This is a genomic window from Streptomyces sp. NPDC055966 (assembly GCF_042269865.1).
In the GTDB taxonomy this organism is placed as follows: Bacteria; Actinomycetota; Actinomycetes; order Streptomycetales; family Streptomycetaceae; genus Streptomyces.
The window spans coordinates 38,967-61,612 of sequence record NZ_JBHJYK010000035.1; the positions used below are offsets into that span (position 1 = coordinate 38,967).

20 protein-coding genes and 1 pseudogene are annotated in these 22,646 nt (G+C 71.5%); 9 read left to right on the forward strand and 12 right to left on the reverse strand.

The annotated features are described in order from the left end of the window. Nucleotides 1-224 precede the first annotated feature (224 nt). The 4 genes from ACFC8N_RS44735 to ACFC8N_RS44750 all read left to right on the forward strand — a co-directional run bounded on the left by ACFC8N_RS44735 (nt 225) and on the right by ACFC8N_RS44750 (nt 5,047). Entirely contained in the window at nt 225-899 is a 675-nt protein-coding gene (locus ACFC8N_RS44735; protein WP_376295425.1) for an ALF repeat-containing protein, read from the forward strand. Nucleotides 900-1,011: 112 nt separating this feature from the next. Beyond that, the gene (locus tag ACFC8N_RS44740) at nt 1,012-1,959 is read left to right on the forward strand and encodes a GNAT family N-acetyltransferase (protein ID WP_376295426.1); all 948 of its coding nucleotides are present in this window, start codon (nt 1,012-1,014) and stop codon (nt 1,957-1,959) included. 416 nt (nt 1,960-2,375) lie between these two features. Beyond that, nucleotides 2,376-2,912, forward strand: coding sequence for a transglycosylase SLT domain-containing protein (locus ACFC8N_RS44745; RefSeq protein ID WP_376295451.1), 537 nt, complete (start codon nt 2,376-2,378; stop codon nt 2,910-2,912). A 251-nt stretch (nt 2,913-3,163) separates the two neighbouring features. Then, the gene (locus tag ACFC8N_RS44750; protein WP_356039201.1) at nt 3,164-5,047 is read left to right on the forward strand and encodes a DUF4157 domain-containing protein; all 1,884 of its coding nucleotides are present in this window, start codon (nt 3,164-3,166) and stop codon (nt 5,045-5,047) included. A 33-nt stretch (nt 5,048-5,080) separates the two neighbouring features. Here ACFC8N_RS44750 and ACFC8N_RS44755 read toward each other — a convergent pair whose 3' ends face one another. Both ACFC8N_RS44755 and ACFC8N_RS44760 read right to left on the reverse strand, forming a co-directional pair. Beyond that, nucleotides 5,081-5,791, reverse strand: a complete 711-nt coding sequence (locus ACFC8N_RS44755; protein ID WP_376295427.1) for an alpha/beta hydrolase — start codon at nt 5,789-5,791, stop codon at nt 5,081-5,083. 82 nt (nt 5,792-5,873) lie between these two features. Then, nucleotides 5,874-7,556 (reverse strand): DUF4157 domain-containing protein, encoded by a 1,683-nt coding sequence (locus ACFC8N_RS44760; RefSeq protein WP_376295428.1) that lies wholly within the window; start codon nt 7,554-7,556, stop codon nt 5,874-5,876. A gap of 559 nt (nt 7,557-8,115) precedes the next feature. Here ACFC8N_RS44760 and ACFC8N_RS44765 point away from each other — a divergent pair. Beyond that, nucleotides 8,116-8,832: a restriction endonuclease gene (locus ACFC8N_RS44765; protein WP_362818061.1), complete on the forward strand. Its 717-nt coding sequence runs from the start codon at nt 8,116-8,118 to the stop codon at nt 8,830-8,832. A gap of 198 nt (nt 8,833-9,030) precedes the next feature. Here the strand turns inward: ACFC8N_RS44765 and ACFC8N_RS44770 are convergent, their stop codons facing one another. After that, nucleotides 9,031-9,999: a helix-turn-helix domain-containing protein gene (locus tag ACFC8N_RS44770; RefSeq protein WP_356039191.1), complete on the reverse strand. Its 969-nt coding sequence runs from the start codon at nt 9,997-9,999 to the stop codon at nt 9,031-9,033. Between the two features lie 249 nt (nt 10,000-10,248). Here ACFC8N_RS44770 and ACFC8N_RS44775 point away from each other — a divergent pair, with 249 nt between their 5' ends. The 3 genes and pseudogenes from ACFC8N_RS44775 to ACFC8N_RS44785 all read left to right on the forward strand — a co-directional run bounded on the left by ACFC8N_RS44775 (nt 10,249) and on the right by ACFC8N_RS44785 (nt 12,040). Then, nucleotides 10,249-11,010, forward strand: a complete 762-nt coding sequence (locus ACFC8N_RS44775; protein ID WP_376295429.1) for a G1 family glutamic endopeptidase — start codon at nt 10,249-10,251, stop codon at nt 11,008-11,010. Nucleotides 11,011-11,336: 326 nt separating this feature from the next. Next, nucleotides 11,337-11,681, forward strand: a pseudogene (locus ACFC8N_RS44780) (cation transporter); the annotation flags it as partial. Nucleotides 11,682-11,686: 5 nt separating this feature from the next. Further along, nucleotides 11,687-12,040, forward strand: a complete 354-nt coding sequence (locus ACFC8N_RS44785; RefSeq protein ID WP_376295431.1) for an asparagine synthase-related protein — start codon at nt 11,687-11,689, stop codon at nt 12,038-12,040. Here the strand turns inward: ACFC8N_RS44785 and ACFC8N_RS44790 are convergent. From ACFC8N_RS44790 to ACFC8N_RS44830, 9 genes are all read right to left on the reverse strand, one after another. After that, the gene (locus ACFC8N_RS44790) at nt 12,019-13,500 is read right to left on the reverse strand and encodes an NADH-quinone oxidoreductase subunit C (protein WP_356039187.1); all 1,482 of its coding nucleotides are present in this window, start codon (nt 13,498-13,500) and stop codon (nt 12,019-12,021) included. The two genes, ACFC8N_RS44785 and ACFC8N_RS44790, sit on opposite strands and share 22 nt — an antisense overlap. Nucleotides 13,501-13,504: 4 nt before the next feature. Continuing rightward, nucleotides 13,505-15,097 (reverse strand): proton-conducting transporter membrane subunit, encoded by a 1,593-nt coding sequence (locus tag ACFC8N_RS44795; RefSeq protein WP_376295432.1) that lies wholly within the window; start codon nt 15,095-15,097, stop codon nt 13,505-13,507. Next, nucleotides 15,097-15,774, reverse strand: a complete 678-nt coding sequence (locus ACFC8N_RS44800; RefSeq protein WP_356039179.1) for a hypothetical protein — start codon at nt 15,772-15,774, stop codon at nt 15,097-15,099. Before ACFC8N_RS44800 ends, ACFC8N_RS44795 begins: the two co-directional genes overlap by 1 nt. Then, a complete protein-coding gene (locus ACFC8N_RS44805) occupies nt 15,771-16,727 on the reverse strand; it encodes a respiratory chain complex I subunit 1 family protein (protein WP_376295433.1) in 957 nt (318 codons plus the stop codon). Before ACFC8N_RS44805 ends, ACFC8N_RS44800 begins: the two co-directional genes overlap by 4 nt. Further along, nucleotides 16,727-18,760, reverse strand: coding sequence for a proton-conducting transporter membrane subunit (locus tag ACFC8N_RS44810; RefSeq protein ID WP_376295434.1), 2,034 nt, complete (start codon nt 18,758-18,760; stop codon nt 16,727-16,729). Before ACFC8N_RS44810 ends, ACFC8N_RS44805 begins: the two co-directional genes overlap by 1 nt. Continuing rightward, nucleotides 18,757-19,239 (reverse strand): NADH-quinone oxidoreductase subunit B family protein, encoded by a 483-nt coding sequence (locus ACFC8N_RS44815; RefSeq protein WP_376295436.1) that lies wholly within the window; start codon nt 19,237-19,239, stop codon nt 18,757-18,759. Before ACFC8N_RS44815 ends, ACFC8N_RS44810 begins: the two co-directional genes overlap by 4 nt. A gap of 204 nt (nt 19,240-19,443) precedes the next feature. Next, nucleotides 19,444-19,794, reverse strand: a complete 351-nt coding sequence (locus tag ACFC8N_RS44820) for a metalloregulator ArsR/SmtB family transcription factor (protein ID WP_362818078.1) — start codon at nt 19,792-19,794, stop codon at nt 19,444-19,446. A 186-nt stretch (nt 19,795-19,980) separates the two neighbouring features. Next, nucleotides 19,981-20,283: a hypothetical protein gene (locus ACFC8N_RS44825; RefSeq protein ID WP_376295437.1), complete on the reverse strand. Its 303-nt coding sequence runs from the start codon at nt 20,281-20,283 to the stop codon at nt 19,981-19,983. Nucleotides 20,284-20,536: 253 nt separating this feature from the next. Next, complete coding sequence (locus ACFC8N_RS44830; RefSeq protein ID WP_376295438.1) at nt 20,537-21,055, reverse strand: adenylate kinase; 519 nt, start codon at nt 21,053-21,055, stop codon at nt 20,537-20,539. Between the two features lie 225 nt (nt 21,056-21,280). Between ACFC8N_RS44830 and ACFC8N_RS44835 the strand changes: the two genes are divergently transcribed. Then, a complete protein-coding gene (locus ACFC8N_RS44835) occupies nt 21,281-22,642 on the forward strand; it encodes a (2,3-dihydroxybenzoyl)adenylate synthase (protein ID WP_376295439.1) in 1,362 nt (453 codons plus the stop codon). Nucleotides 22,643-22,646: the final 4 nt, after the last annotated feature.

Below are 22,646 nucleotides of genomic sequence, written 5' to 3' on the forward strand. Positions count from 1 at the left end.
CGCGCGCGACCCGGTCATGGTCGAACACGTCGTCGCCGACCCCGCCGGCCCGTCGCCGATGGGCATCTCCTGCGGGCGGTGCGGCGCTTGACGTCGGCGGCCTGCGCATCGGCAGCCAGGACACCGTGAAGACTTCCTGGTTCCGGCAATGGATTCCGGCGCCTTCCCCGCGATGATCTCCGGACGTAGTCCGTGTTCTCGACCCCCACAAGGAAGGCCCACACATGAGACTGACCCGCGCTGCCCTGGCCGTCGCGGCCACCGCGCTGACGCCCGCGCTCCTGATCGCGACCCCCGCGTCCGCCGCCCCCGCGTCCGCGCACCACCCGGCCGGTGCCTCGACCACCTCCGCGGCGGCAAGGTCCGACGCGGACGGATCGACCACCCCGGTGGACGAGATGTCCGACGACGAGGTACGGATCGCGATCATGCGCATCATCGCCGACCCGGGCACCGGCAAGGCGGTCTACGCCGCCGCGCAGAAGGCCATGGACGGCACCATCGAGGACCAGCGGAACTTCCTGAGGACCGGCCGGTCGGCGGCCCGGGCGGAGGACGACCGCGTCGCCGTCTTCCGGATACTCGCCGTCGCTCGCCAGAACAACGACAAGGCGGTCGTCAGGGAGGCCACCAAGGCCCTCGACGACGGCACGCCGGCCGCCCTGCGCGCCTTCCTGGAGACCGGCTACCGCCTCGCCCGGGCCGAGGACGACCGCGTGGCGATCTTCCGGATCCTCGCCGATCCGGCCACCGGCGCGGCACTGCGCACGGCCGCGGAGCGGGCCCTCGACGACGGCACGCCGGAGGCGTTGCGGTACTTCCTGGAGCATGGCCGGTACAAGGTGGGTGCCCAGGGGAGGATGACGAGCGCGGACGCCGCACGCCGCCGTTCCCGCTGATCCAGCCGGGAAAGGCGAACTGCGCCAAGGGAGTTGAGCCGTCGGCCGCTCAGGTCCTGGCCCCTGGAAAATGGTTCGCAGGCTTGGCCGAGCACTGGCACAGTGGCGCACCATGGATGACTCCGAGCTCCTGACGGCTGCGGATGTACAGCTCATGCAGAGCCTGGCGCAGCGGGTCACTGCCGTCCGTCCCGACCTGGTCAACAGCGACGCGTCGTACGGCGAGCTGGCCTGGATCTGGGGCAAGGGGCACGCACGCGCCGGCGAGAGCTGGCTCCGTCGGCTGTGGTTCTCCGGTGCCGATCTGGTCGCGTGGGGCTGGGCTCGACTGCCGCACCGGGCGAGGCGGAGCGACGGGTCGGTGGCGGACGTCACCAGCGCCTGTCTGGTGTACCAGGTTCATCCCGGCCACCGCGAGCTGGTGGACGAGGTGATCGGCTGGTACGACGCCGTGGCGCCCGGCGTCGAGCGCACGGTGGTGCCGGCCGCTGGCGATGAGTTCGCCCTGACGCGATGGGCGGCACACGGTAATCACACCGATCCGGACTCGCTCGGCGACACCGGTTCCTGGACCCAGCTCAACGTGCGGGACCTCGATGTCCTGGAGCAGCCGGTGCTGCCGGACGGTTTCCGGTTCCGCACGGCCGACGAGGCCGGGCCACGGGCCGCGGTCCAGGCTCATGTGGACGCCTGGGCTCCGACGACGTACACGGCCGAGGCCTACGAAGGTGTCCGGCGGACACCGCCGTACCGCGGCGACCTGCACCTCCTGGTGGAGGCACCGGACGGAACGATGGCCGCATCGACGATCATGTGGCTCGACGAGGCGAACCGGACCGCCGAATTCGAGCCGGTCGGCACGCATCCGGACTACCGGCGGCTCGGGCTGGGCCGCGCGATGCTGCTGCACGGGATGCACCTGGCCCGGGAGGCCGGTGCCGGTCACATGACGGTCGCCTGTCTGGGTGCGCCGGGGCATCCCGAGGCACGTGGGCTGTACTACGGCGTCGGGTTCCGTCCGTTCACACGCGACGAGCCGCTCATCAATACCGGGGCCTAGGGCGCCCGAGTCCTCAGCCGCCCCCATTCCCGGTTCGCCCCCCGACCCGGGCGGGGTTCCGGAATCGCCCTCGGCCGGGCCGCTGCCGACACCTCCGAGGGGCCTGGAGACGTGACGCCACCCATAGGAGCCAGATCACATCCTATCCGGGATCGTAGGACCGGAGCGGCGTGAGCTGGGAATAAATACGTCATAACCCATCATTTCCGACATTGCCACGATGTGGCGTAGTACGTCACATCATTGCGCTCGGCCGGGTCCGCCGCTAACCATTGCTGTCGTTGCCGGGACCAAGCGACGGACCGAGCGGATTCCCGCCGGGACCGTCACTCCCACCCGCAGCACGGGGCCCAGCCCCACGCAGCCGTCAGAGGCGGCCTGCACCGACCATGTCCCCCACGAAGGGTTACTTCCGCATGACCATGACCGCCCGCACCCGCATCGCCCGCCTGCGCACTCTCGCCCTCACCGGCATCACCACGACCGGCGCCGCAGCCGCGGCCCTGACCCTGATGCCGACGACCGCGCAGGCCGCCGAAGCGACGCAGGCGCCCGCCTCCCATGCGGTCACGGCCTCCAAGAAGGTCGCGGGCAGTGAAAGCCGTACCATCTCCCGGCAGAAGTCCGGCACCAGCGGTAACCTCGACGGCTGGATCAAGCAGGCCCTCGGCATCATGAAGGCCAAGGGCATCCCGGGCAGCTACGACGGTCTCAAGCGCAACATCATGCGCGAGTCCGGCGGCAACCCCGCCGCCCAGAACAACTGGGACGTGAACGCGCAGAAGGGCACCCCCTCCAAGGGCCTGCTCCAGGTCATCGACCCCACCTTCAACGCCTACCACGTCTCCGGCACCGCCCGCAGCGTCACGGACCCGGTCGCCAACATCACCGCGGCCGCCAACTACGCCGCCCACCGCTACGGCTCCATCGACAACGTCAACTCCGCCTACTGACCCCGGAGTCGGACGACCACCGACGGCGCACCGCCACCGCACAGGACCGACGCGGTGCGCGCGGGAACACGGACGCCGCGGGGCCAGGGCCGGCCCGAGCAGGCGCACTTCAGTGCCCGAAGGCTCGAAGCTGCCGCAGCCGGAACCCGCCAGGCATCGACTCTGCCCGCACATTGCCCGTTTCGACCTGACGGTCGGGACCGTCCTCGCCCTACACCGGAACGGTAAGTCTCGGTGCGGTGAGGAGAGGCGTGCGCGGACACAAGAAGCAACCCGAGGATGCCACCGCGGCCGGGAACACGGGCAAGACCGCCACGGAGCGGTCGAGGGAGCCGCGACGCCCGGAGCGTGCGGACACGCCGCGGCCGGAACCGCTGCGACCGGACGCCGTGATCGCCTTGCAGCAGCTGATCGGCAACGCCGCGGTCGGCGAGGCACTCAGCCGGGCCAGGGCAGAGCCCGCCGACGCGGCCGAAGGCCAGTCCGCCTCGGTCCACGAGGTACTGCGCTCTCCCGGACGTCCCCTGGGCGACGCGGTACGTGCCGACATGGAATCCGCGCTCGGCGCGGACTTCTCCGACGTCCGCGTGCACACCGACCGCGCGGCACACGAGTCCGCCACGTCGGTCGCCGCGCAGGCCTACACCTCCGGCTCCCACATCGTCTTCCAGCGAGGCCGGTACGACACGGCGTCCGACTCGGGCCGCGAGGTGCTCGCCCACGAGTTGACGCACGTCGTCCAGCAGCGCCGTGGCCCGGTCGCCGGCACGGACACCGGTGGCGGGCTGGCCATCAGTGATCCCTCGGACCGCTTCGAGCGCGAGGCGGAAAGAGTGGCGGCCGACGTCATGGCCGGCACCCCTGCCGCACCCGCCTCGGCCCCCCACGCCGGGGCCGCTCTGCCTGTCGCACGCCTGATCTCGGTCGTCGAATTCCGGCGGAGGACCGCTGTCGGTCTCCTGGAGAAGCGCGGCTCCTCGATCGTACGGGTCGAAGACGCTCTCGCCGCCTATCACCAGCTGCCGGTGAACAGCTACATGGCCAGGCGCCGGCAACTGGATGCGCTCAGGGGCGCCGCTGAGGAATACCGTGACCAGTCCAAGTCGGGAAGGCACCAACAGGCGGTCGACGCCCTGGTCGCCGAAAGCCACGCGGAATCCAACCGGATCCGGCTGCCGGCCGTCATCGAGGAGATCCTGCGGCAGGTAGCGGCTCACGCGGAGATCTACCAGCAACTGGACGACGTCGACCGGGAAGCCGACCAGCTGGCGAAGGCGCGCGGTCTGCTGGCCGCGCAGGAGACGATCCTGCATCAGATCCAGGTCACCAACGCCCCCGTCGACAGCGACCTCTCCGCCGCCAACACCAACCTCGCGAACTGGCTGAACGGGGTCGTCAACGGCCTGTCGGAGGACGATCGGCGCCGCCTCGTCGAGGACGATCTGCGGCTGCTGGGCCAGATCCGGTCGGACGCCGCCGCTCCGCAGATCACCCGGGACGTCCTCGGTGACCTGCTCGCGCACAGCGGCATCGTCAAGTTCACGACCGGAATGCCGGGGACTTCGCTCTCTCCCGATGGAACTGCCGAGAAGTACACCATGAAGCACGCGCTGTCCCAGTCGGCAGGCGCGACGGAGCGCCTCGGCTCGCTCGCCCATGAACTCACCCACGTGGACGCCGGCGAGACCTACGGCAACAGTGAGATCCTGCTGCTCCTGAGGCAGGGGCTGAGCGATGACGAGATCCGGAATCTGGCCAGGGACCGGACAGCCCAGATCGACAGCCTGAAAGCACTGCTGAATCAGAGCCAGGCGCTGACCGCCGAGCAGAAGGACCTCTTCGCGGCCAAGTTGCAGTATGCCGTCGAGCCGATGAAGGGGGTCGGCCGTTACGCGACGCTCTTCAAGTCGAGCGGCAAGATCGATGACGCCACCCACGAACGGCTGATGCACATCGAGCGACTGACCGCCCCCAACAGCTCCGTTGTCGTGGAATACGACACCGTCGTCACCCAGCTTCTCGTCTACCTTCACCGATGGGGAGTGGATCAGCGGGAGCCGCTCTACGCCGCGGTCACCGAGTTGGCCACGCGTCTGCGCGCCGACAGGAGCGCAGCCAAGACCGCGGCCTCCTAGGCGTCCTCCCCGCCGGCAACGCGGGTACACCGGTCACAGCAGCGGACCGGGCCCCGTCCCGTAGCACTCCACGGGCAGGGGGTCCGGACAGCGGTCGGGGTCGACGAGGTGCGCGACGACGCTCGCGGCGGTGCGGTGCCAGAACCGGTGGCGGCGGAGCATCGCGTGGTCACCGTGCCGGACGACGGCCATCGCCGCTCCGGCCGCCGTCTCCCGGGCCCGGCGCACATAGTCGGCCGAGTCACCGGGGGAGGTGACCCGGTCCCGATCGCCGTGCAGGGCGACCACACGACGGCCGGTCAGCTGGCGCACCGGCTCTCCCCTCGGCCACCAGGGCGCCAGGCCGAGCACCGCACACACCTGAGGATGGCCGGCGGCGTGCAGCGCGGCCCTCGCCCCCATGGAGTGTCCGACGAGGACGGTCGGCACCGGGCCGGCCAGCGCGGCGAGTTGGCGCAACGCCTCGTCGGCGTCCGCCACCGGATCGGCGCGGCTGCCGTTCCAGCCGCGTACGCGGTAGCGCACCTGGGTGATCAGCATGTCGTCGTGCGGCCGTGCGAGCGCGATGGCCCGCTGGAAGGGCGTCATGCGCAGTGCCGCGGGGTGCCAGCGGCGCGAGGGACGAAGGCTGGTCTCGCTCCCGCCGTGCAGCAGGAGCACCGCAGCCCGTGGGCGCACCGGGACCAGGCGTGGCACGAGGGCGCCGCCGGGCGCGGGAAGAGACCGGGTTACGTCCTGGTGCACGCTGGGCGCTCCCTCTCGGTCCGTGGGCCCCTGACGCGTCTGCCCGCCGCCGGGTGCCGTCGCCGACAATCTATCCGCCCCGTCAGCCGTCCAGCGCGGCCCGGATCGCTCGCTTCACGGTTGCCTGGAGGACGACGAACTCGGACTCGGTGATGGTGCCGCGCGTCGCGTCCATGATCTGGCGGTGAACGGCGCGCTGTCGGCCGTTCACCTGTCCGAGAGGGACCAGGGAGATGTCGTAACTGATCCAGTCGGCCTGCAGCAGGTCGGGCAGACCGAAGTCGGAGGGGGAGTGTTCGGACTCCATCGGAGCCTCCTGCAAGGAGGCGATGACCTGGAGCCGGATGTCGAAGCCGCGGGCTCGGACCTGGGGAACGAGATCCCTCAGGCCGGTCTCCATCGCCAACTGTTCCGTGTTCACGGCGTTGGTACCGATGACGAGGTTTTCCGGCGCGCTCGGGCCGCCGTCACCGTCACCCACCAGATGGCACCACTCGTACTTGGCGAGCTGCCCCACGCTTCCCCCGTTTCCAGGGCCCATCCACGCATGCGCCTGGGTGTTGCCCATGGCGGCGGCAGTGCTGCGCTGGCCGTCACGGCGGTCCACCTGCGGCCGGGCGGACAGCGCGGTGGCCCACCTCGTGGCGTTGCCCAGAGCGTCGAATCCCTGCGTGGACATGAAGCGCCGGTCGTTGTTGAGGAACTTCGGGTCGTTGCGTCCGGCGGGAACGTAGAAGGTGACAGCCTGGGTGGTGTCGGACGGGAGCTGGGCAAGGCCTTGTCGAGCGGCGTCGCCCTGCTCCACGTAACCGTCGGGATCCAGCCCGTAGAGCTGCGCGGCCGTCTCCTTGCTCAGCCCGGAGGACGGATCGACGCCCCACCTGTCTCCGAAAGCGTACGTGCGCCCACTGGACCGCCCGCCCGAACCGCGTGGAATCCTGCGCGTAATGGTGAACGGGGCGTCGGTGTCTATCAGGGTCCGGCTCACAAGACCGCCGGGGTCGTTGACGAGTTCGATCGTGTAGACGAAGAACGACGACTGGTAGGCGGCGGACCACTGGGTCTGTACCGCGTTGCCCCTGCGCCCCGAGGACTGGCGTGGCGGCGCGAACGAACTCTCGACCCGCAGCAGATCCACGTCGTCCGGGGACTGCCGGGTCAGCCACGCCTGCGTCGGCATGGCAGGCGGTTCCCCGTTCTCGCCGAACGTCTCCACAGGGACGTAGAACGCCACCAGAAAGCCGAGCTGCTGCACCTGCTCGTCCTGTGTCTGCGCGCTTGCCGGTGACGTCGGCATCCGTTGGACCACGTCGCGTCCGCCCGTCCGCCGGCGCGCCCCCGCCTCGTCGGACGAGCGCTGTACGGGGACGGTGCTCAGCACGCGCCTGGCGTTGGTTTCCGCCTCGCGTTCGTATCGGTCGGAGGGATCGGAGACCTTCAGGCCGGCCCCGTTGTCGGTGCCGGCGACGGGACCTCTGCGCTGCTGGACGACGTGGGTGAGTTCGTGGGCGAGCGTGTGCCGGTCCGCGCCGCCGTCGCCGATGACCACGTGGTGGCCGCTGGTGTACGCGCGGGCGCCGACCTCGGCGGCGGACGCCTTGGCGGCCGCGTCCGTGTGGACACGGACGTCGGAGAAGTCGGTGCCGAACCGGGCTTCCATGTCGGTGCGGGTGGCATCGTCCAGGGGGCGCCCGGGCGTGCGCAGGACGTCGTGCACGGCGGACCGCTGCACCGCGGGCACATTCTGGTCGGCCCGGCGGAGCATCTGGAGGACGGTGGCGTTCCCGACCGTGCCCTGGAGACCGAGCAGGCTGGTTTGTGGCGAGAGAGGTGCGGGTGCGGGCTTACGGACAGGGCCACGGCCGGTGTCGGTCCCGACAGCTCTGGCGTTCTCGCGATCGTGCAACGGGGCCTCTCCTGCCGGGCGGAATGGTCAACTTCTCCTGGATAACCGGTGGGACCGGCCGACGCCAGGTCCGGGCGGGCAGTATGAGGTGCCCGAACAGGCATGACGCGGTGCGCTGCGTCGGCGGCTGACCTGCGGTGCGGTATTCGGCCAGGTCCGATGGGTTTGTGCCATTCGTCGGCAACCAGCCTCCCGTATCGCCGAGGCGCCGCTACACATGAAGGCCGGGGTGGCGGCAGCGCGTTCCCTGTGGGGTGATGGCCGGTCATCGGGGGAGGTATGGACGGTTGCTGACCATGGACGTGGCAGGGCTGCTCACGGTCGTCGTCTTCTTCTGGTTACGGCGTCCCACTCCGGCGGGCCGGAGCGTCCTCGACGTTCTGACGCAGCCGGCGAGCGGCGTCAGAGGGGTCGGCCGGTGAGCCCCCGGACCCGTAAGGGGCGCCCGCAGACGCGGCGGCGTACCCGAAGACCTGCCAGAAGTCGGCGCCAACGTGCGGACGACCGGCTGATCGGTCTCCTCGTGGCCGCGGTCCTGGGCATCACGCTGGTGGTGGCCGTCGTGAACTGGCTGCTGGCGCACTGGTGGATCCTGGCCGTCGTCGCCGTGCTCGCGGCGCTGGTCGGTGGGGGCTGGTTCTACCAACGGCAGCAGGGCGCGCGCTGGGAAGCGGTGCGTGCGCAGGGCCTGCGGTACGCGCTGCCCGAGTTGGACGCCCTGCATCACACCCGGTTCGAGGACGCGGTGCGGGACCTGATGCGCCGTGACGGCTGCCAGGACGCGCTCCGCGTCGGCGGCGGCGGGGACCTCGGCGCCGACGTGAAGGCCACCGACCCCTACGGGCGGCGCTGGGTGATCCAGTGCAAACACCGGCGCAACGGCCTGGCCGGCTCCGCGGTCGGCACACCGGACCTCCAGGTCCTCAACGGCACCGCCCGCCAGGTCCACGGCGCCGACATCGCGGTGATCGTCACGAACGGCCGCGTCACCGCGCCCGCCGTGGCCTTCGCCGAACAGCAGCGGCTGCACGTCGTCGACCGCCACGCCTTAGGGGTGTGGGCATCCGGCTCACGCCCCCTGTGGGAGCTGCTCCGTGCCGTCCCACCGCCACGCAGACCGTCCGGCCTCGCCTGAAGCCGTGACGGGCGTGGAGCGGGAGGCCGGTCGTGCTCGCCGACTGTGACAGCGTGCGCCTGGCCATTTCGCTTCTGTCGCGGGAGCGGGGGAGTCTGGCATCGTGAAGTGTCCGGCCCGTCGCTCTCCCCCGTAGCGGCGGGCCGGGCGTCATGTTCACGGCGGCGGCTGTGGTGGTGGCGGTCGTCCCGTGGCGTACTAGAGCAGTCCGGCCCGGGCCGCCTGGATGCCCGCCTGGAAGCGGGTCCGCGCCCCGAGGTCGTCCATCACCTCGTGCACCCACCGCTGGACGGTGCGCGGTGAAACGCCCAACTGGCGGGCGATGCTGTCGTCGGTGAACCCTGCCGACAGCAGCGTCAGCAGTTCCCCCCGGCGGTTCCCCGCGCGGAGCGCCGGGCCGCCGGCGTCCGGCACCCGTACCGCCCGATGCCAGTACGCCTCGAACATCCCGGTCAGCGCGTCCAGCAGGGACGAGGCGCGGACCAGCACCGCGGCCTGCAACTCGGAGCCGGTGGCCACCGGCAGCATCGCCCAGCGGTCGTCCACCATGGCCAGCTTGCAGGGGAGTTCGGGCAGTATCCGCGCCTCCTCCCCGGCCCCCACCACCTCACGGATCTCGGCCAGTCGGCCTGGGGCGCTGACCGAGCCGGCCTCGTACACCGCGCGGATCCGCACTCTACGGGCCAGCAGGGAGCGCTCCAGTTCGGTGTCGGTGGGGGAGATGTGCGGGGGTTTGTCGAACAGCAGGAGATGACGGCGTGCACCGTCCTGCATCTGCCGCCAGCGCTCGGCGATGGCTGCCTGGCCGGTGACCACCTCCACCAGATCGGCACTCTGCGGTGGCTGGGCCCTCCGGTAGGTCCGCATCAGCTCGCCCACCCGGCCGCGGGTGCGCAGCAGTTCCTCCTCCCGGCGCAGCAGCAGTGCCTCGACGGCGACGTCGGGCGCCGTGGCCGACCAGCGGACCGGGACGCCGTCGTGCCGGGTGACCAGGCCCTGTCGGGCGAGCGCGGCCAGCAGCCGTTCGGCGCGGTCCGCCGTGATGCCTGACTCGGTGGCGAGATCGGCTGTCGTACAGTGCGCAGATGCGAGGACACGAAGATAGGTGTTCTGTTCCGCTTCAGGAATGCCGAGGCCTTCGAGCAGACCACCCGAAGCCGCGCGCATGGGCGCCGGCGGCTGGGCTCCGCCTGACGCAGTGTGGAAACCGGCTGGGAACACCCTGACCGCCCTTCGGCTCCGGGTGGCGAGGCTCGACGAGCGGTACTCGCCACCCGGTCATTGTGTCATGTTCTCGCCATGGCGGGTTCCGGTTGGCGCCTGGCTCTTGAGGGTTCACGCAGGCCACACCCACGATGAACCCCGGTCTGACAGGCCCCCGATCATCGACTCCATCCCCCACAGGAGACCGGTTACATGGGCACGTACACAGAAACCAGACGCAGTCGTTTCACCGGCCGAGCGGCAGCCGCGGGGCTGCTCCTCGCCGCCGTCGCTCTCGTCCCGGCATGTGCCGGAACGTCAGCGGCCGCCACCGGTACGGGTTTCGGCCCGCTCGACGGAGGATTCCAGGACAGCAACTGGGGCGGATACGTCGCCACCGGCAGCTTCGGCACCATCAGCGGCTCCTGGACCGAACCGCACGTCACGTGCAACAGCACCAACGACCTGTTCGCCCCCTGGGTCGGCCTGGACGGCTACGGTTCGCAGACGGTGGAGCAGACCGGCGTACAGACCGACTGCTCCAGCGGGTCGCCGGTCCTCTCCGCCTGGTACGAGATGTACCCTGCCGCCCCGGTGTACTGGAACAACCCGGTCTCCGAAGGCGACAGCATCACCGCCTCAGTGGTCTCCAAAGGCGGCGGCAGCTACACGCTGACCCTCACCGACAACACCAAGGGCTGGACCGAACACGTCACCAAGAACCTCGGCGCCGGCAACGCCAGCGCCGAAGCGGTCATCGAATCCCCCACCCAGAGCTATCCGTCCTTCAGCAAGCTGGACTTCTCGGGTGTGACGGTGGACGGCAAGTCGTTCGACGCGACGAATCCCCAGGCCTTCACCAGCGGCGGCTATGCACCGGGACCGCTGTCCGGCGGCTCCTTCTCCATGACGCCGAGCGGCACCGTCCGTGCGCCGCACACGCCCGCCCAACGGCCGCCGGTCATTCGCTACTGACGGCCGGTCCGCGGTGACGCGGAAACCGTAAGGGGCGCCCGGACCGCACGGTCCGGACGCCCACGGTCGGCCGGCGGGGTTTCTCCCCTTCGCCTGCGGTGCGCTGCGCGGGACGTACGGGTCTGACCGTTCCCCGCGTGACCTGCGCCACCTCTCCTCTCCGGAACTCGGTTGTCGGCCGGTCCGACACATGAAGCGGGACGGCTCGATCCGGCCGACGCCGTACGACGTGATCCGGAGACGCGGTTGATGCACGAGTCGCGGCAATCTTCTTCCCCCTCTTTCTCCGGCGCCGGTGCGGTGGTGCGGAAGCCGTGGTCACCCTGATGACAACGGATCTGACCGTCGGCGGCATGACCTGCGCGGCATGTGTGCGGCGGGTCGAGAAGAAACTCGGCAGGCTGGACGGGGTCACGGCGACCGTCAATCCGGCCACGGGGCGGGCCCGGGTGTGCCATCCGCCTCAGATCGCGCCCGAGGAACTCGTCGTGGCGGTGGAGAAGGCCGGGTACACGGCCGCCCTGCCGCAACCGCCCGAGGAGCACGGGGGCGAGAAGGGCCACGAGGGCGACGGGGACGACGAGGACGTGGACGCCCGCCGGGAGGAGAACCGGCTTCTCGTCACCGCGCTGCTGGCTGTGCCGGTGCTCGTGCCGTCGATGGTGCCCGCGCCGACATGTACGCGAGTGCCCTGGCCGCCGTACCGCATGCCGACGGCGAGACGCCCGCCGAGCACCGTCAGCGCGAGCTGCAGCACCTGTCGCTGACCCGCTGGCTGCGCCAACTCCTCTACGGCAAGGACCGGTTGAGCATCGTGCAGGGGCTGGAGGTGCGTGTGCCCTACTGCGACCACCACCTGGTCGAGTACGCCTTCTCCGTGCCCTGGGCGCTGAAGAGCCGCACGCCGTACGCCTGTCCATCCACCCCCAGCCCCTCGGCGCCGCCAAGTTCGGCATCCGCCTCCTGGACACCCCCGACGCGTGGACCGCCGCCGAAGGCAGGTCCTCTTCAGAGGTCGTTGCCCGCGTAGGAGAGGTTGAAGCTCTTGTTCGTCAGTGGGAAGTCGGGGACGATCGTGTCGGCCAGCGCGACGGGCAGGGCGGGCCAGTTGAAGAAGGACGGGTCGACCGGTTTGACCCGGGTCAGAGTGCCGTCGGCCGCGAGTTCCACGCGCGTGGCGATGGTGCCGCGCCAGCCCTCCACCAGCCCCACACCGTCACCGGCCCGGTCACCGGGCGCGGGGGAGAGCCCCACGACGGTGCGCGCGGCGGTGAGGCCGTCGGCCAGGTGCCGGACCAGGGCGAGGGACGTGTCGATCTCCTCGGCGCGCACGAGGAAGCGGGCCAGGACGTCGCCGTCGGTGTGGACGGGGACGTCCAGGCGTGCGCCGTAGTCGGTGAAGGGGTGTGCGGCGCGGGCGTCGTGGGCGAGGCCGCTGGCGCGGGCGACGTAGCCGAGGCAGCCGATCTCCCGGGCCGCCCGGGTCTTCAGGACGGCGGTGCCGGTGAAGCGGTCGCGCACGGTCGAGTGGCCGAGGGCGAGGTCGGTGATCTCGCGGATGTCCTCGCCGATCGTCCGCAGGGCCCGCGGGTCGGGCACGGACTGGAGGACGGCTCCGCCGGGCACGACGCCGCCGCGCAGCAGCCGGTGGCCGGTGGTCCGCCGGTTCAGGCGCAGGAGCTGTTCGCGGACACGCTGGGCATGGGCGTTGAGGATGCCGTGGCCGACGTCGTTGCAGAGCATCCCGAGATCGGCGACGTGGTTGTGGATCCGCTCCAGCTCCAGCAGCATCGCGCGGGCCCGCTGGGCCTCGGCGGGTACTACGGTGCCCGTGGCCTCCTCGACGGCCAGGCAGTAGGCCAGGGCGTGGCCGACCGCGGTGTCGCCGCTGACGCGTTCGGCCAGCGGCAGACCGGCGGCGATCGTGCGGCCCTGGAAGAGCTTCTCGATGCCCTTGTGAACGAACCACAGGCGGGCCTTGAGCCGCAGGATGGTCTCGCCGACGACGGAGAAGCGGAAGTGGCCCGGCTCGATGAGCCCGGCGTGCACCGGTCCGACGGGGATCTCGTAGACGCCGTCGCCCTCGACCTCAAGGAAGGGGTAGAGGCCCTCCTGTTCGCCGAAGGGCGGCGGCGGTCCGGCGTCGGGGTGCATCGGATACCAGCCGCGGGGCCAGTGGAAGTGCCGTACCAGGCGATGGGGCAGCGGGTGGTGCTGCGGGACGATGCCGAACAGGTCGCGCATCTCACGTTCGAACCGGCCCGCCGGGAAGGAGAGATGGGCCAGCGTCGGCAGTGCGGGACGGTCGGGGTCGAGGCGGACGTGCAGCTCGGTGCGGGTGTCGGGCGGGCCCGCCGCGAACACGTACACGACCCGGATGCCGCGTTCGTCGTGATGGGCGGCGACCAGGGCAAGGCGGTGCCCGCCGGTCAGCAACTCCTCGGCCCTTCGGGGCAGTTCGACGAGGCTGATCTCGTGCGTGGTGCGCATCGGGTCAGTGGCCTCCGATCGCCTGGGCGGCGGCGTGCAGCAGGTCGGTGAGCGGGCCGGTGGCGGTGCCCAGCGCGGCGCAGGCCACCAGGCCCAGGACCAGCGGCCACACGCCCGGCCCGCCCGAGCCGGCGGGGGGAGCCGTCGCGGGGCCGAGCAGCATCCGGGCGCTACGGGCGGCGAGTGCGGCGAAGGCGGTCAGCACCAGGAGCAGGGCCGCCGCCGTCACCCAGGCCAGCCCGGACCCGGCGGCGAAACCGGCCCGGGCGATGCCGAGTTCGGAGGCGAACAGGCTGAACGGCGGGAAGGCCATCAGCGCCACCACTGCGAACCCGAACACCCCGCCCAGGGACGGCGCCTGGGCGAGCAGCCCGCGGACCCGGCCGATCCTGGTGGTGCCGGTCAGCTGGAGGATGCGGCCGGAGGCGCAGAAGGCCGCCGACTTGGCCAGCCCGTGCCCGGCGATGTGCAGCAGCACGGCCGCCAGGGCCAGCGGGCCGCCGATCGCCGCGCCGAGGGCGATCAGGCTCATGTGTTCCATGCTGGAGTAGGCGAGCATCCGCTTGTAGTCACGCTGGGCCAGCAGCAGACCGGCGGCGAGGGCGAGGGTGAGCAGGGCGATCCCGGCGAGCAGGACACGCGTGAAGTCCGTGCCCAGGGCCGCGTCGGCGATGACCCGGTACCGCAGGATCGCGGCGAAGGCGACCGACAGCAGCACCCCGGACATCAGCGCGGAGACCGGCGCGGGCGCCTGGCTGTGGGCGTCGGGCAGCCAGGCGTGCAGGGGGATCAGACCGGCCTTGGCGCCGAAGCCGAGGACGACGAGCGTGATGCCGAGCCGGGTGACCGCCGGGTCGAGCCGGTCGGCACGGGCCACGAGGGTGGGCCAGTCCAGTGCCCATGCCTCGGCGATGCCGGCCTGCCGGGCCGCGTAGTAGATCAGCACGGTACCGAGGAAGGCGAGCGCGATCCCGGCCGAGCAGATCACCACGTACTTCCACGCCGCCTCCACCGAGGTGCGGGTGCGGCGGTGGCCGACGAGGAACGCGGTGACGATGGTGGTGGCCTCGATGGCGACCCACAGCACGCCGAGGTTGGCGGTCACCACGGCCAGGCACATCGCCGCCAGGAACGCCTGCACGAGCACGTGGTAGCGCCAGACCGTGCGCTCACTCGCCCGTCCGGCCGCCCGCTCGCCCGCCAGATACGCCGGCGCCGTTCCGCACGCGATGAGCGCGACGGCCCCGACGACGAGCAGCATCCAGGCGGTCAGGGCGTCGGCCCGCAGCAGCCCGGAGTAGGCGGTTCGCGGCCCCTTGTCGAGGACTCCCGCCGCCAGCAGGCTCCCGCACAGCAGGATCGCCACGGGCGAGGCGAGTGCGGCCCAGTCCGCCGGATACCGCCGGGGGACCGGCCCGGACTCGGGTTCCCCGGCCGGCCGGAGAGCCGTCTCCGCGATCGCCACGGGCTGTTCGGGCGCGCCCACCGGCGCGTGAGGTGCTCGTGTCCCGGTCAGCGCGTACGCGGCGGCGACCACCAGCGGCGCGGCGACCGGAGCGGCCAACAGCAGCGCGGCCCCTCCTGATTGATACGGCATCAGTCGTGCAGCTCCCGCAGGTCGTCGATGTCGGTCGTGCCGAATGCCTCCCGCATCCGGGTGGTGAGGATCTGCAGCACCAGCACCGCGAGCAGTACGTCGAAGGAGACCCCGAGTTCGACGATCAGGGGGACGCCGGAGGTGGCCAGGAAGGCGGTGGCGGTGATGCCGTTGTCCAGCAGCAGGAAGCCGACCACCTGGGCGAGTGCGCGTCTGCGGGTGACCAGGACGAAGAAGCCGATCAGGACGACGGCGAGGCCGACCGGCAGGGCGCGGGTGGCCGGCGTCGGGTTCAGGTCGGTCAGGGGCCGGGCCACGGCGTAGGCGAGCAGGGTCAGCAGGGCCGCGGTGAGCAGGGAGGCGGCGATGTTGACCAGCGGCTGGGTCTCGCGGACCTCCTCGCTCCCGCGGTCGGCGGCCAGTGCGGCCAGCGCGCGCCGGATCAGATACGGCAGTACGCCCGCCCGCAGCACCCCGACAGCGAGGCCCACGGCGGTCAGGTCCCACCGCTCCTCATGCGCGCCGAGCAGCAGGCCGATCGCGGCCAGGGCGACGCCCTGAAGGGCGAACACGCGGACGATCGCGGCGAGTTCACGGCGCCACAGCACGAGTACGGCCGCCAGCAGGAAGGCGCCGCACGCCAGATCGAGGAGCTGGGTGTACAGGCCGGTGCTCATGCGGCTCCGTTCAGGAAGTACGAGGCGGTCACCGCGAGCAGCGCCAGCAGGAAGGAACCGGCGAGCAGTTCGGGCACGCGGAACAGGCGGATCTTGGCCCAGATCACCTCGGCCGACGCCAGCACGGCCCCGAGCACCGCCACCTTCACCGCGAACAGCGCCAGCGCCACGAACAGGGCGGCCCAGGAGGGGTCGGTGGCGATGCCCCACGGCACGAACAGCGAGGACAGCAGCCCGAGCAGCAGCGTCAGCCGCATCTGCGCGCCGAGTTCGACCAGCGCGAGATCGGGTCCTGCGTACTCCAGCACCATCGCCTCGTGGATCATGGTCAGTTCGAGGTGGGTGGAGGGGTTGTCGACCGGGATCCGGCCGGTCTCCGCGAGTACGGCGACGGCGAGGGCGGCGACAGCCAGCAGCCCGGCCGGTGAGGCCAGTCGGGCCGGCTGGTGGATGGCGCCGGAGACGATCGCGGGAACGTTGGTCGTCCCGGCCGGTATCGACAGCGCGAACACCGACAGCAGCAGCGTCGGCTCGACCAGGGAGGCGACCGTCATCTCCCGCGAGGCGCCCATCCCGCCGAACGCGGTGCCCGTGTCCAGCCCGGCCAGAGCGAGGCTGAGCGTGCCGAGCGAGACCAGCGCCACCACCACGATCAGGTCCGCGTGCCCGCTGACCGGGGTGTCGGTGGACAGCAACGGCACCAGCGCGGCGGCCACGACGGTGGTGGCGACCAGCAGGGCGGGGGCGGCCCGGAACGCGGGTCCGGTGCCCACCGGAGTGATGGGCTCCTTGCGCAGCAGTTTGCGCGCATCCCGCCAGGGCTGGAGCACCCCGGCCCCGGCCCGGCCCTCCAGCCGGGCCCGCACCTGCCGCATCCACCCGGTCAGCAGCGGTGCCCCCACCGCCACGACCACGACCTGGCCGATGACGGCCACGTACCCGATTGCGTTCATCACCAGCCCACCGCGAGTGCCGACAACAGGACGACCAGCCCGGCGAAGCCGTAGCCGAGATACAGGTGCACGCTGCCGCCCGCCAGCCTGCGGGCCGCCTGACCCGTCCTGGCGAGCGCGCCCAGCACCGGCTCGTACAGCCGGTGCTCGATCCGGTCGGGCACCCGGTTCTGGAAGCGGACCCGTTCCACCAGGTACGCCGACTCCCGCACCGGGGTGACGTCCACGTCCTGCTCCGGGGCGAGCACGTCGTCGAAGACGCGTTGCAGCGGCTCGGCGAACGAGGTCGCCGTGTACGCCATGCGCGGCGTCGGCGCACCGCCCCCGCAGTCCCACAGCCGGGCGTTCGCCCGGCGCCGACGGCGACGGTAGAGCCGTGGCAGCCCGACCGCGAGCAGCATCGCGGCGGTGAGAGCGGCCACCACCCACAGCGGCGACAGCGACGCGGAGATGTCCGTCAGCCGCACCTTCAGCCCGCCGCCCGTCAGTGCCCCGCTGCCCGGCAGCCCGACCGCGCCCACGGCCCGGTCGAGACGCGCGCCCAGCAGACCCGGCACCACTGCGAGCGCCACGATCCCCGCGGCGAGCAGGCCCATCCCGGCGAGCATCAGCGGCGGCGCCTCCCGCGCGGCGGCGGCCCGCTCATCGCGCGGCCGGGCGAAGAAACCGACCCCGAGCGCCTTCACGAACACGGCCGCCGCGATCCCGGCCGACAACGCGATCAGCGCCACCGACAGGGGCAGCACGACGGCGACCGCGACACCTGGCACCTTCAGTCCGTGGATGAGGGACTGCAGCAGCAGCCACTCGCTGATGAAACCGTTGCCCGGCGGCAGTGCCACCGCGCCGAGCGCGGCCAGCGCGAAGAACCCGGCCGTGGCGGGCATCCGGGCCCGCAGCCCGCCGAGGCGGTCCAGATCACGCAAGCCTGTGGCGCGCAGGACCGACCCGGCCGCGCAGAACAACAGGGCCTTGAACGCCGAGTGGTTGACGACGTGCAGCAGCGCCGCCGCCAGGGCCAGCGCGGCCAGCGGCTTGTCGCCGTAGTGGGCGAACAGCCCGGACGCCCCGAGCCCGATCAGGACCAGGCCCATGTTCTCGCTGGTCGAGTACGCCAGCAGCCGCTTCAGATCGGAGGCCATCGCCGCCTGGAGGATGCCGTACACGGCACTGATCCCGCCCACCGCCAACAGCCCCAGCCACCACCACGCCGGACCGCCGCCGAGCAGATCGAGCCCGGTGCGGACCAGGCCGTACACGCCGACGTTGACCATCGCGGCGCTCATCAACGCCGAGACGGGGCTGGGGGCTTCGGGGTGCGCCCGCGGCAGCCAGGCGTGCAGCGGTGCCGCGCCCGCCTTCGAGGAGAACGCCAGCGCCACGAGGACGAAGACGAGCCCGCGCACGGCCGGCGACATGTGGTGCGCGCCCGCCCGCAGCGCGGCGAAGGTCTCTCCACCGGCCTGCGCGGCGAACAGCGCCAACCCGGCCAGCAGCAGCACCAGCCCGAGGTGTGTCATCACCGCGTACCAGACACCGGCCTGCCGTACCGAGCCCCGTTCCCGATGCTCGGCCAGTACCAGTGCCAGCGACCCGAGCGCCATCAACTCCCACAGCAGCAGGAACGTGGACACCGAAGCCGCCACCGGTACGAGAACCAGGCTGAGCGCGAACAGCGGCAGCACCGCCTGCGCCGTCCGCGAGCCGAGCCCGTGCGCGCTGTGCCCGGCCGCGTACCCGATGCCGTACACCGCGACCGCGGCCACGACGGCCCCCGCCACCGCCATGAACCAGCCCGCCAGCGCATCCACCGCCATGTGCGCCCCGGCCAGCGGCACCAGTGCGGGGAACGTGTCCGACCACCGGCTTCCGCCCAGTGCGGCCGCACCCGCCACCGCGCCCGCCACTCCCACGGCGGCCGTCAGCACCCCGACGACGGGAACCCGTGCCCGATACGGCAGAACCAGCCCGGCCGCCGCACCCGCACCGCCAAGCCCGACGGCCGTCGCGAGGGCGGCCGGGATCGCGCTCACCGGCCGGTCACCCTCCTGAGCGCCGCGACGATCGCCTCCGGCTCGGGCGGGCACCCCGGCACCGCCAGATCCACCGGCACGACATCGCCGACCGCGCCCTCGACGCCGTACCCGCCCGCGAACTCCCCGCAGTCGATCGCGCAGTCCCCGACCGCGACGACCAGCCGGGGCTCGCCCATCGCGGCGACCGTACGGCGCAGCGGCTCGGCCATGTTCCGGGTTACCGGGCCGGTCACCAGCGCCACGTCCGCGTGCCGGGGCGAGGCCACCAGCCGCGCCCCGTACCGCTCAGCGTCGTACACTGGGTTGAACGCGGCGGCGATCTCGATCTCGCAGCCGTTGCAGGAACCCGCGTCCACACAGCGCACCTGCACCGAACCCCGCAACTGCCGTGCCGTGGGCGGTACTTCGCCCTGCGGGCGTGGCGGTGCGGGCTCGGCGACCCGACCGGTGCTCCGGATCTTGCGCAACAGGCCCATTGAACCTCTCCTGGCTGGTGATGCCGGCTTCCGCAGGTGACCAACCAGGCAACCAGCGGCTGGAGTTACGACGCTTTTCCGGTGTTTTGCCTACTTTCATCAGGCTTTGCCGCTTGCTGTACGGTCCTGGACCGGGCCGGAACGGTTTCGTGTGCCAGATGACGGTGCCGTCGAGAGTGACCGCCGCCGGTCAGGGCGCCGTCGTCACGACGGCGCCTTCCGTTCCGGCTGGGCGGCCTGTAGATCGGCGAGCAGCTCGGCCTGTCCCGCCAGCACGCCGGACAGGATGGACCGGGCCACCCTCAGCAGGTCCGCGACCTGGGGGCTGGCGAGGGAGTAGTAAACGTTCGACCCCTCCTTGCGGGTGCGCACCAGGTTCGCCCGGCGCAGCACGGCCAGTTGCTGGGACAGGTGCGAGGGCTCGACCTTCACCTCGGGCAGCATCTCCGCGACCGCGTGCTCGCGCTCGCTCAGCAACTCCAGGACGCGGATGCGGACCGGGTGGCCGAGCGTTTTGAAGAACTCGGCCTTCAGCTGGTACAGCGGCGCACTCACCGTGCCGCCCCCCGTCCAGCACGGCACGGCCCCACCAGCCGGTGCACTCGGCATCGCATCCACCCACTCGTCAAGAACATGCGACCCATCCTCGCGTGCGGCACCGGCAGAGCCGAACCCGCACCGAGCGGCCGGGCCGCTCATATTCAGCGGTGACGACCTTCCTAATTTCCAATGTTAGCAATTTCATAGGCATGGCGAGGAGGACGGGACGGTACGAACGTGCGGTGGGGTCAGTCCGGCCGGCTCCAGGCCGCGGTCGGAACCGGCGAGGCGGCGGGCGGCCTCGGTGATGGCCAGCCGGCCCTCGGCGGACCGGCCGCGCAGTTCGCCAAGGTCGAGGACGACCGGCCCGCTGCCGCGGGCGACGACCCAGCCGATCGCGCCGGAGAAGCGGCGTACCGCGTCGGGGCCGCTGCGGGGTGCTGCTGGGGGCTGAGGATCAGCAGGGCCGGGGCCACGACGTGGTGCCGCTGTCCGATGCCCCATTCCAGCAGGGCCTGCTCGGCGGTGCCACGGGCCACCGGGACTGTCCTCGGCAGGGTCGACGCCTTGGACATATGACGGTGCGGCAGCGCCTCCAGCCGCGTACTGGCTCTGCGAGGGAAGTTGAGGGGTCGTGTCCGTTCCGCTGTGTCAGGCGAAGGCGCGCACGACAGGCGCTGGCCTGCCCCCTGGTGCTTGAACCGGCGGGAGGGGGCCTGCGTTGTGACGAGGCTGGGGGCCGAGACGGCCGGTCAGGTCAGAGCGATGCCAGCCACGCAGCGGTTTCGTCGGGGTGGCGGAAGCGGATGGTGTCGAGAGGGGCGAAGCGGGGGTCGTGGACACGGCGTTCGACCTCGGCGTGGCGGGACGCGTGCTGGGACCACGCCCACCAGGCCGGATGCTCCCGTGTCAGCCAGTCGGTCCAGGTCTCCCTGTTGCCGCCGAAGAGAACCTCGCGTGTGATGGTGCGCCGGAGGGACCGGCGCAGCACGCGGGGCATGATGACACGTCTGGGATAGTCCAGCCAGATCACGGTGTCGGCCCGATCCCACAGCTGATCGCGGACCTCGGGATGGCCGAGGGAATCGATGACCCAGCCGGGCTCGGCGGAGAGCCTCGACACCTCCTCGGCGAACCTGTTGTTCACCGCCCAGCCGGGGCCGTTGAAGTACAGAGCGTCCATCTCGTGGTACCGCAGGCCCAGACGACCGCTCAGGGCCCGGGAGAGCGTCGACTTACCCGCACCGGTCACTCCCACCACCAGGATCCGCTCCACAGACGCACCTTAACCCTGACGCGCACTGCCGGGCCGACGCGGTGATCTCCGGGCCGCCGTTGGTCGACCGCATCGCCGCACCAGGCAGTTCCTCGGATGATCCTCTACTGCCCGACCCGGGATCGTATCCACGACACTGACGATCGGCCGGCGCGGACGGACACGGATGGCGCGGGACGCGTACGCACGGTCGGCGATCCACGCCACCAGGAAGGAGTCCGCACCATGCTGGACGGCTGCACCCCGCTCCTGCCCGAGATCAACGGCCGCTACTACGACCACGGTTACTACCAGGGCGCCGCCCTGCCCCAACTCCTCGCCGAGCACGCCCGCACGTACGCCACGCGCACCGCCCTCGTCCACGGCGATCGTCGCCTCACCTACCGCGAACTGAACCGCCGCGTCGACCGTGTGGCCGCCGGGCTCACGCTCCGGGGCATCCGTCCCGGCGACCGGGTCATCGTCCAGCTTCCGAATGTGCCCGAGTTCGTCATCACCGTCTACGCCCTCATGCGGGCCGGTGCCCTCCCGGTGTTCGCGCCCACCTCGCACCGCGCCGACGAGATCGGATGTCTCGCGCGCCTCACCGAAGCCGCTGCCTACATCGGCCCCACCCTCCACCGCGGCTTCGACCACGCCGCAATGGCCGCGGAGATCAGCGTCGACCATCCGCGTCTGCGCCGTGCCTTCACCCTCCACGACCCCGGAGACACCCGAGGAGGCTTCGCCACCGCACCCAGCGGATGCCTGTTCTTCCCCCTCCACTCCGTGGACGCGCCGCGCGACCCGGACCGCACGTACAACCCCGACGACGTCGTGTTCTTCCTGCTGTCGGGCGGGAGCGCCGCCGCACCCGAGCTGGTCCCGCGCACCCACAACGACTACGCGTACCAGACCCGAGCCGCAGCCGAACTGATCGGCCTCGGCCCCGAAGACGTCTACCTCGCGGCCCTCCCGGCCTCGTCCAACCTCACCTTCGGCTGTCCCGGCATCGTCGGCACCCTCGCCGGCGGCGGCACCGTCGTACTGATCGACGAACCGGACCCCGCCGATGCCTTCCGTGTGATCGAGACGGAGAAGGTCACCGTCACCACCCTCGTCCCCGCCGACGCGCACCTGTGGCTGGACGCCTCCTCGACGGCCGGCGTGGGCCTCTCCAGCCTGCGCCTCATCCAGATCGGCGGCGCACGCCCCCACCCCGAACTGGCGGCGCGCATCCCGCAGGCCTTCGACTGCCGTCTCCAGCAGGTCTTCGAGATGGCTGAGGGACTGCTCTCGCTCACCCGCCTCACCGACACCGACGAGGTCGTCCGGCACACGCACGGTCGCCCTCTCTCGCCCGGGGACGAGATCCGCATCACCGACTCGCACGGCAGCGACGTACCGGCGGGCACCCCCGGACAGCTCTGGACCCGCGGCCCCTGCACCCTGCGTGGCTACTACAAGGCCCCCGACCGGAACGCCCGCGCCTTCACCGCCGACGGCTTCTGCAGGACCGGTCTCCTCGCCCGCCTCACCGAAGACGCCAACCTCGTCATCCACGGTCGCATGGACGTGGACTCCGCCCTTGCGAGCCCCGGGAACTGAAATA

Excerpts from the sequence above, each read along its gene's own strand:
- ACFC8N_RS44745 (WP_376295451.1), top strand. The coding sequence starts at position 2,376 with ATGACCATGACCGCCCGCACCCGCATCGCCCGCCTGCGCACTCTCGCC.
- ACFC8N_RS44740 (WP_376295426.1), top strand. The coding sequence starts at position 1,012 with ATGGATGACTCCGAGCTCCTGACGGCTGCGGATGTACAGCTCATGCAG.
- ACFC8N_RS44775 (WP_376295429.1), top strand. The coding sequence starts at position 10,249 with ATGGGCACGTACACAGAAACCAGACGCAGTCGTTTCACCGGCCGAGCG.
- ACFC8N_RS44790 (WP_356039187.1), bottom strand. The coding sequence starts at position 13,500 with ATGCGCACCACGCACGAGATCAGCCTCGTCGAACTGCCCCGAAGGGCC.
- ACFC8N_RS44815 (WP_376295436.1), bottom strand. The coding sequence starts at position 19,239 with ATGGGCCTGTTGCGCAAGATCCGGAGCACCGGTCGGGTCGCCGAGCCC.
- ACFC8N_RS44805 (WP_376295433.1), bottom strand. The coding sequence starts at position 16,727 with ATGAACGCAATCGGGTACGTGGCCGTCATCGGCCAGGTCGTGGTCGTG.
- ACFC8N_RS44785 (WP_376295431.1), top strand. The coding sequence starts at position 11,687 with ATGTACGCGAGTGCCCTGGCCGCCGTACCGCATGCCGACGGCGAGACG.
- ACFC8N_RS44795 (WP_376295432.1), bottom strand. The coding sequence starts at position 15,097 with ATGCCGTATCAATCAGGAGGGGCCGCGCTGCTGTTGGCCGCTCCGGTC.
- ACFC8N_RS44770 (WP_356039191.1), bottom strand. The coding sequence starts at position 9,999 with ATGCGCGCGGCTTCGGGTGGTCTGCTCGAAGGCCTCGGCATTCCTGAA.
- ACFC8N_RS44835 (WP_376295439.1), top strand. The coding sequence starts at position 21,281 with ATGCTGGACGGCTGCACCCCGCTCCTGCCCGAGATCAACGGCCGCTAC.
- ACFC8N_RS44735 (WP_376295425.1), top strand. The coding sequence starts at position 225 with ATGAGACTGACCCGCGCTGCCCTGGCCGTCGCGGCCACCGCGCTGACG.
- ACFC8N_RS44800 (WP_356039179.1), bottom strand. The coding sequence starts at position 15,774 with ATGAGCACCGGCCTGTACACCCAGCTCCTCGATCTGGCGTGCGGCGCC.
- ACFC8N_RS44825 (WP_376295437.1), bottom strand. The coding sequence starts at position 20,283 with ATGGGGCATCGGACAGCGGCACCACGTCGTGGCCCCGGCCCTGCTGAT.
- ACFC8N_RS44760 (WP_376295428.1), bottom strand. The coding sequence starts at position 7,556 with ATGCTCCGCCGGGCCGACCAGAATGTGCCCGCGGTGCAGCGGTCCGCC.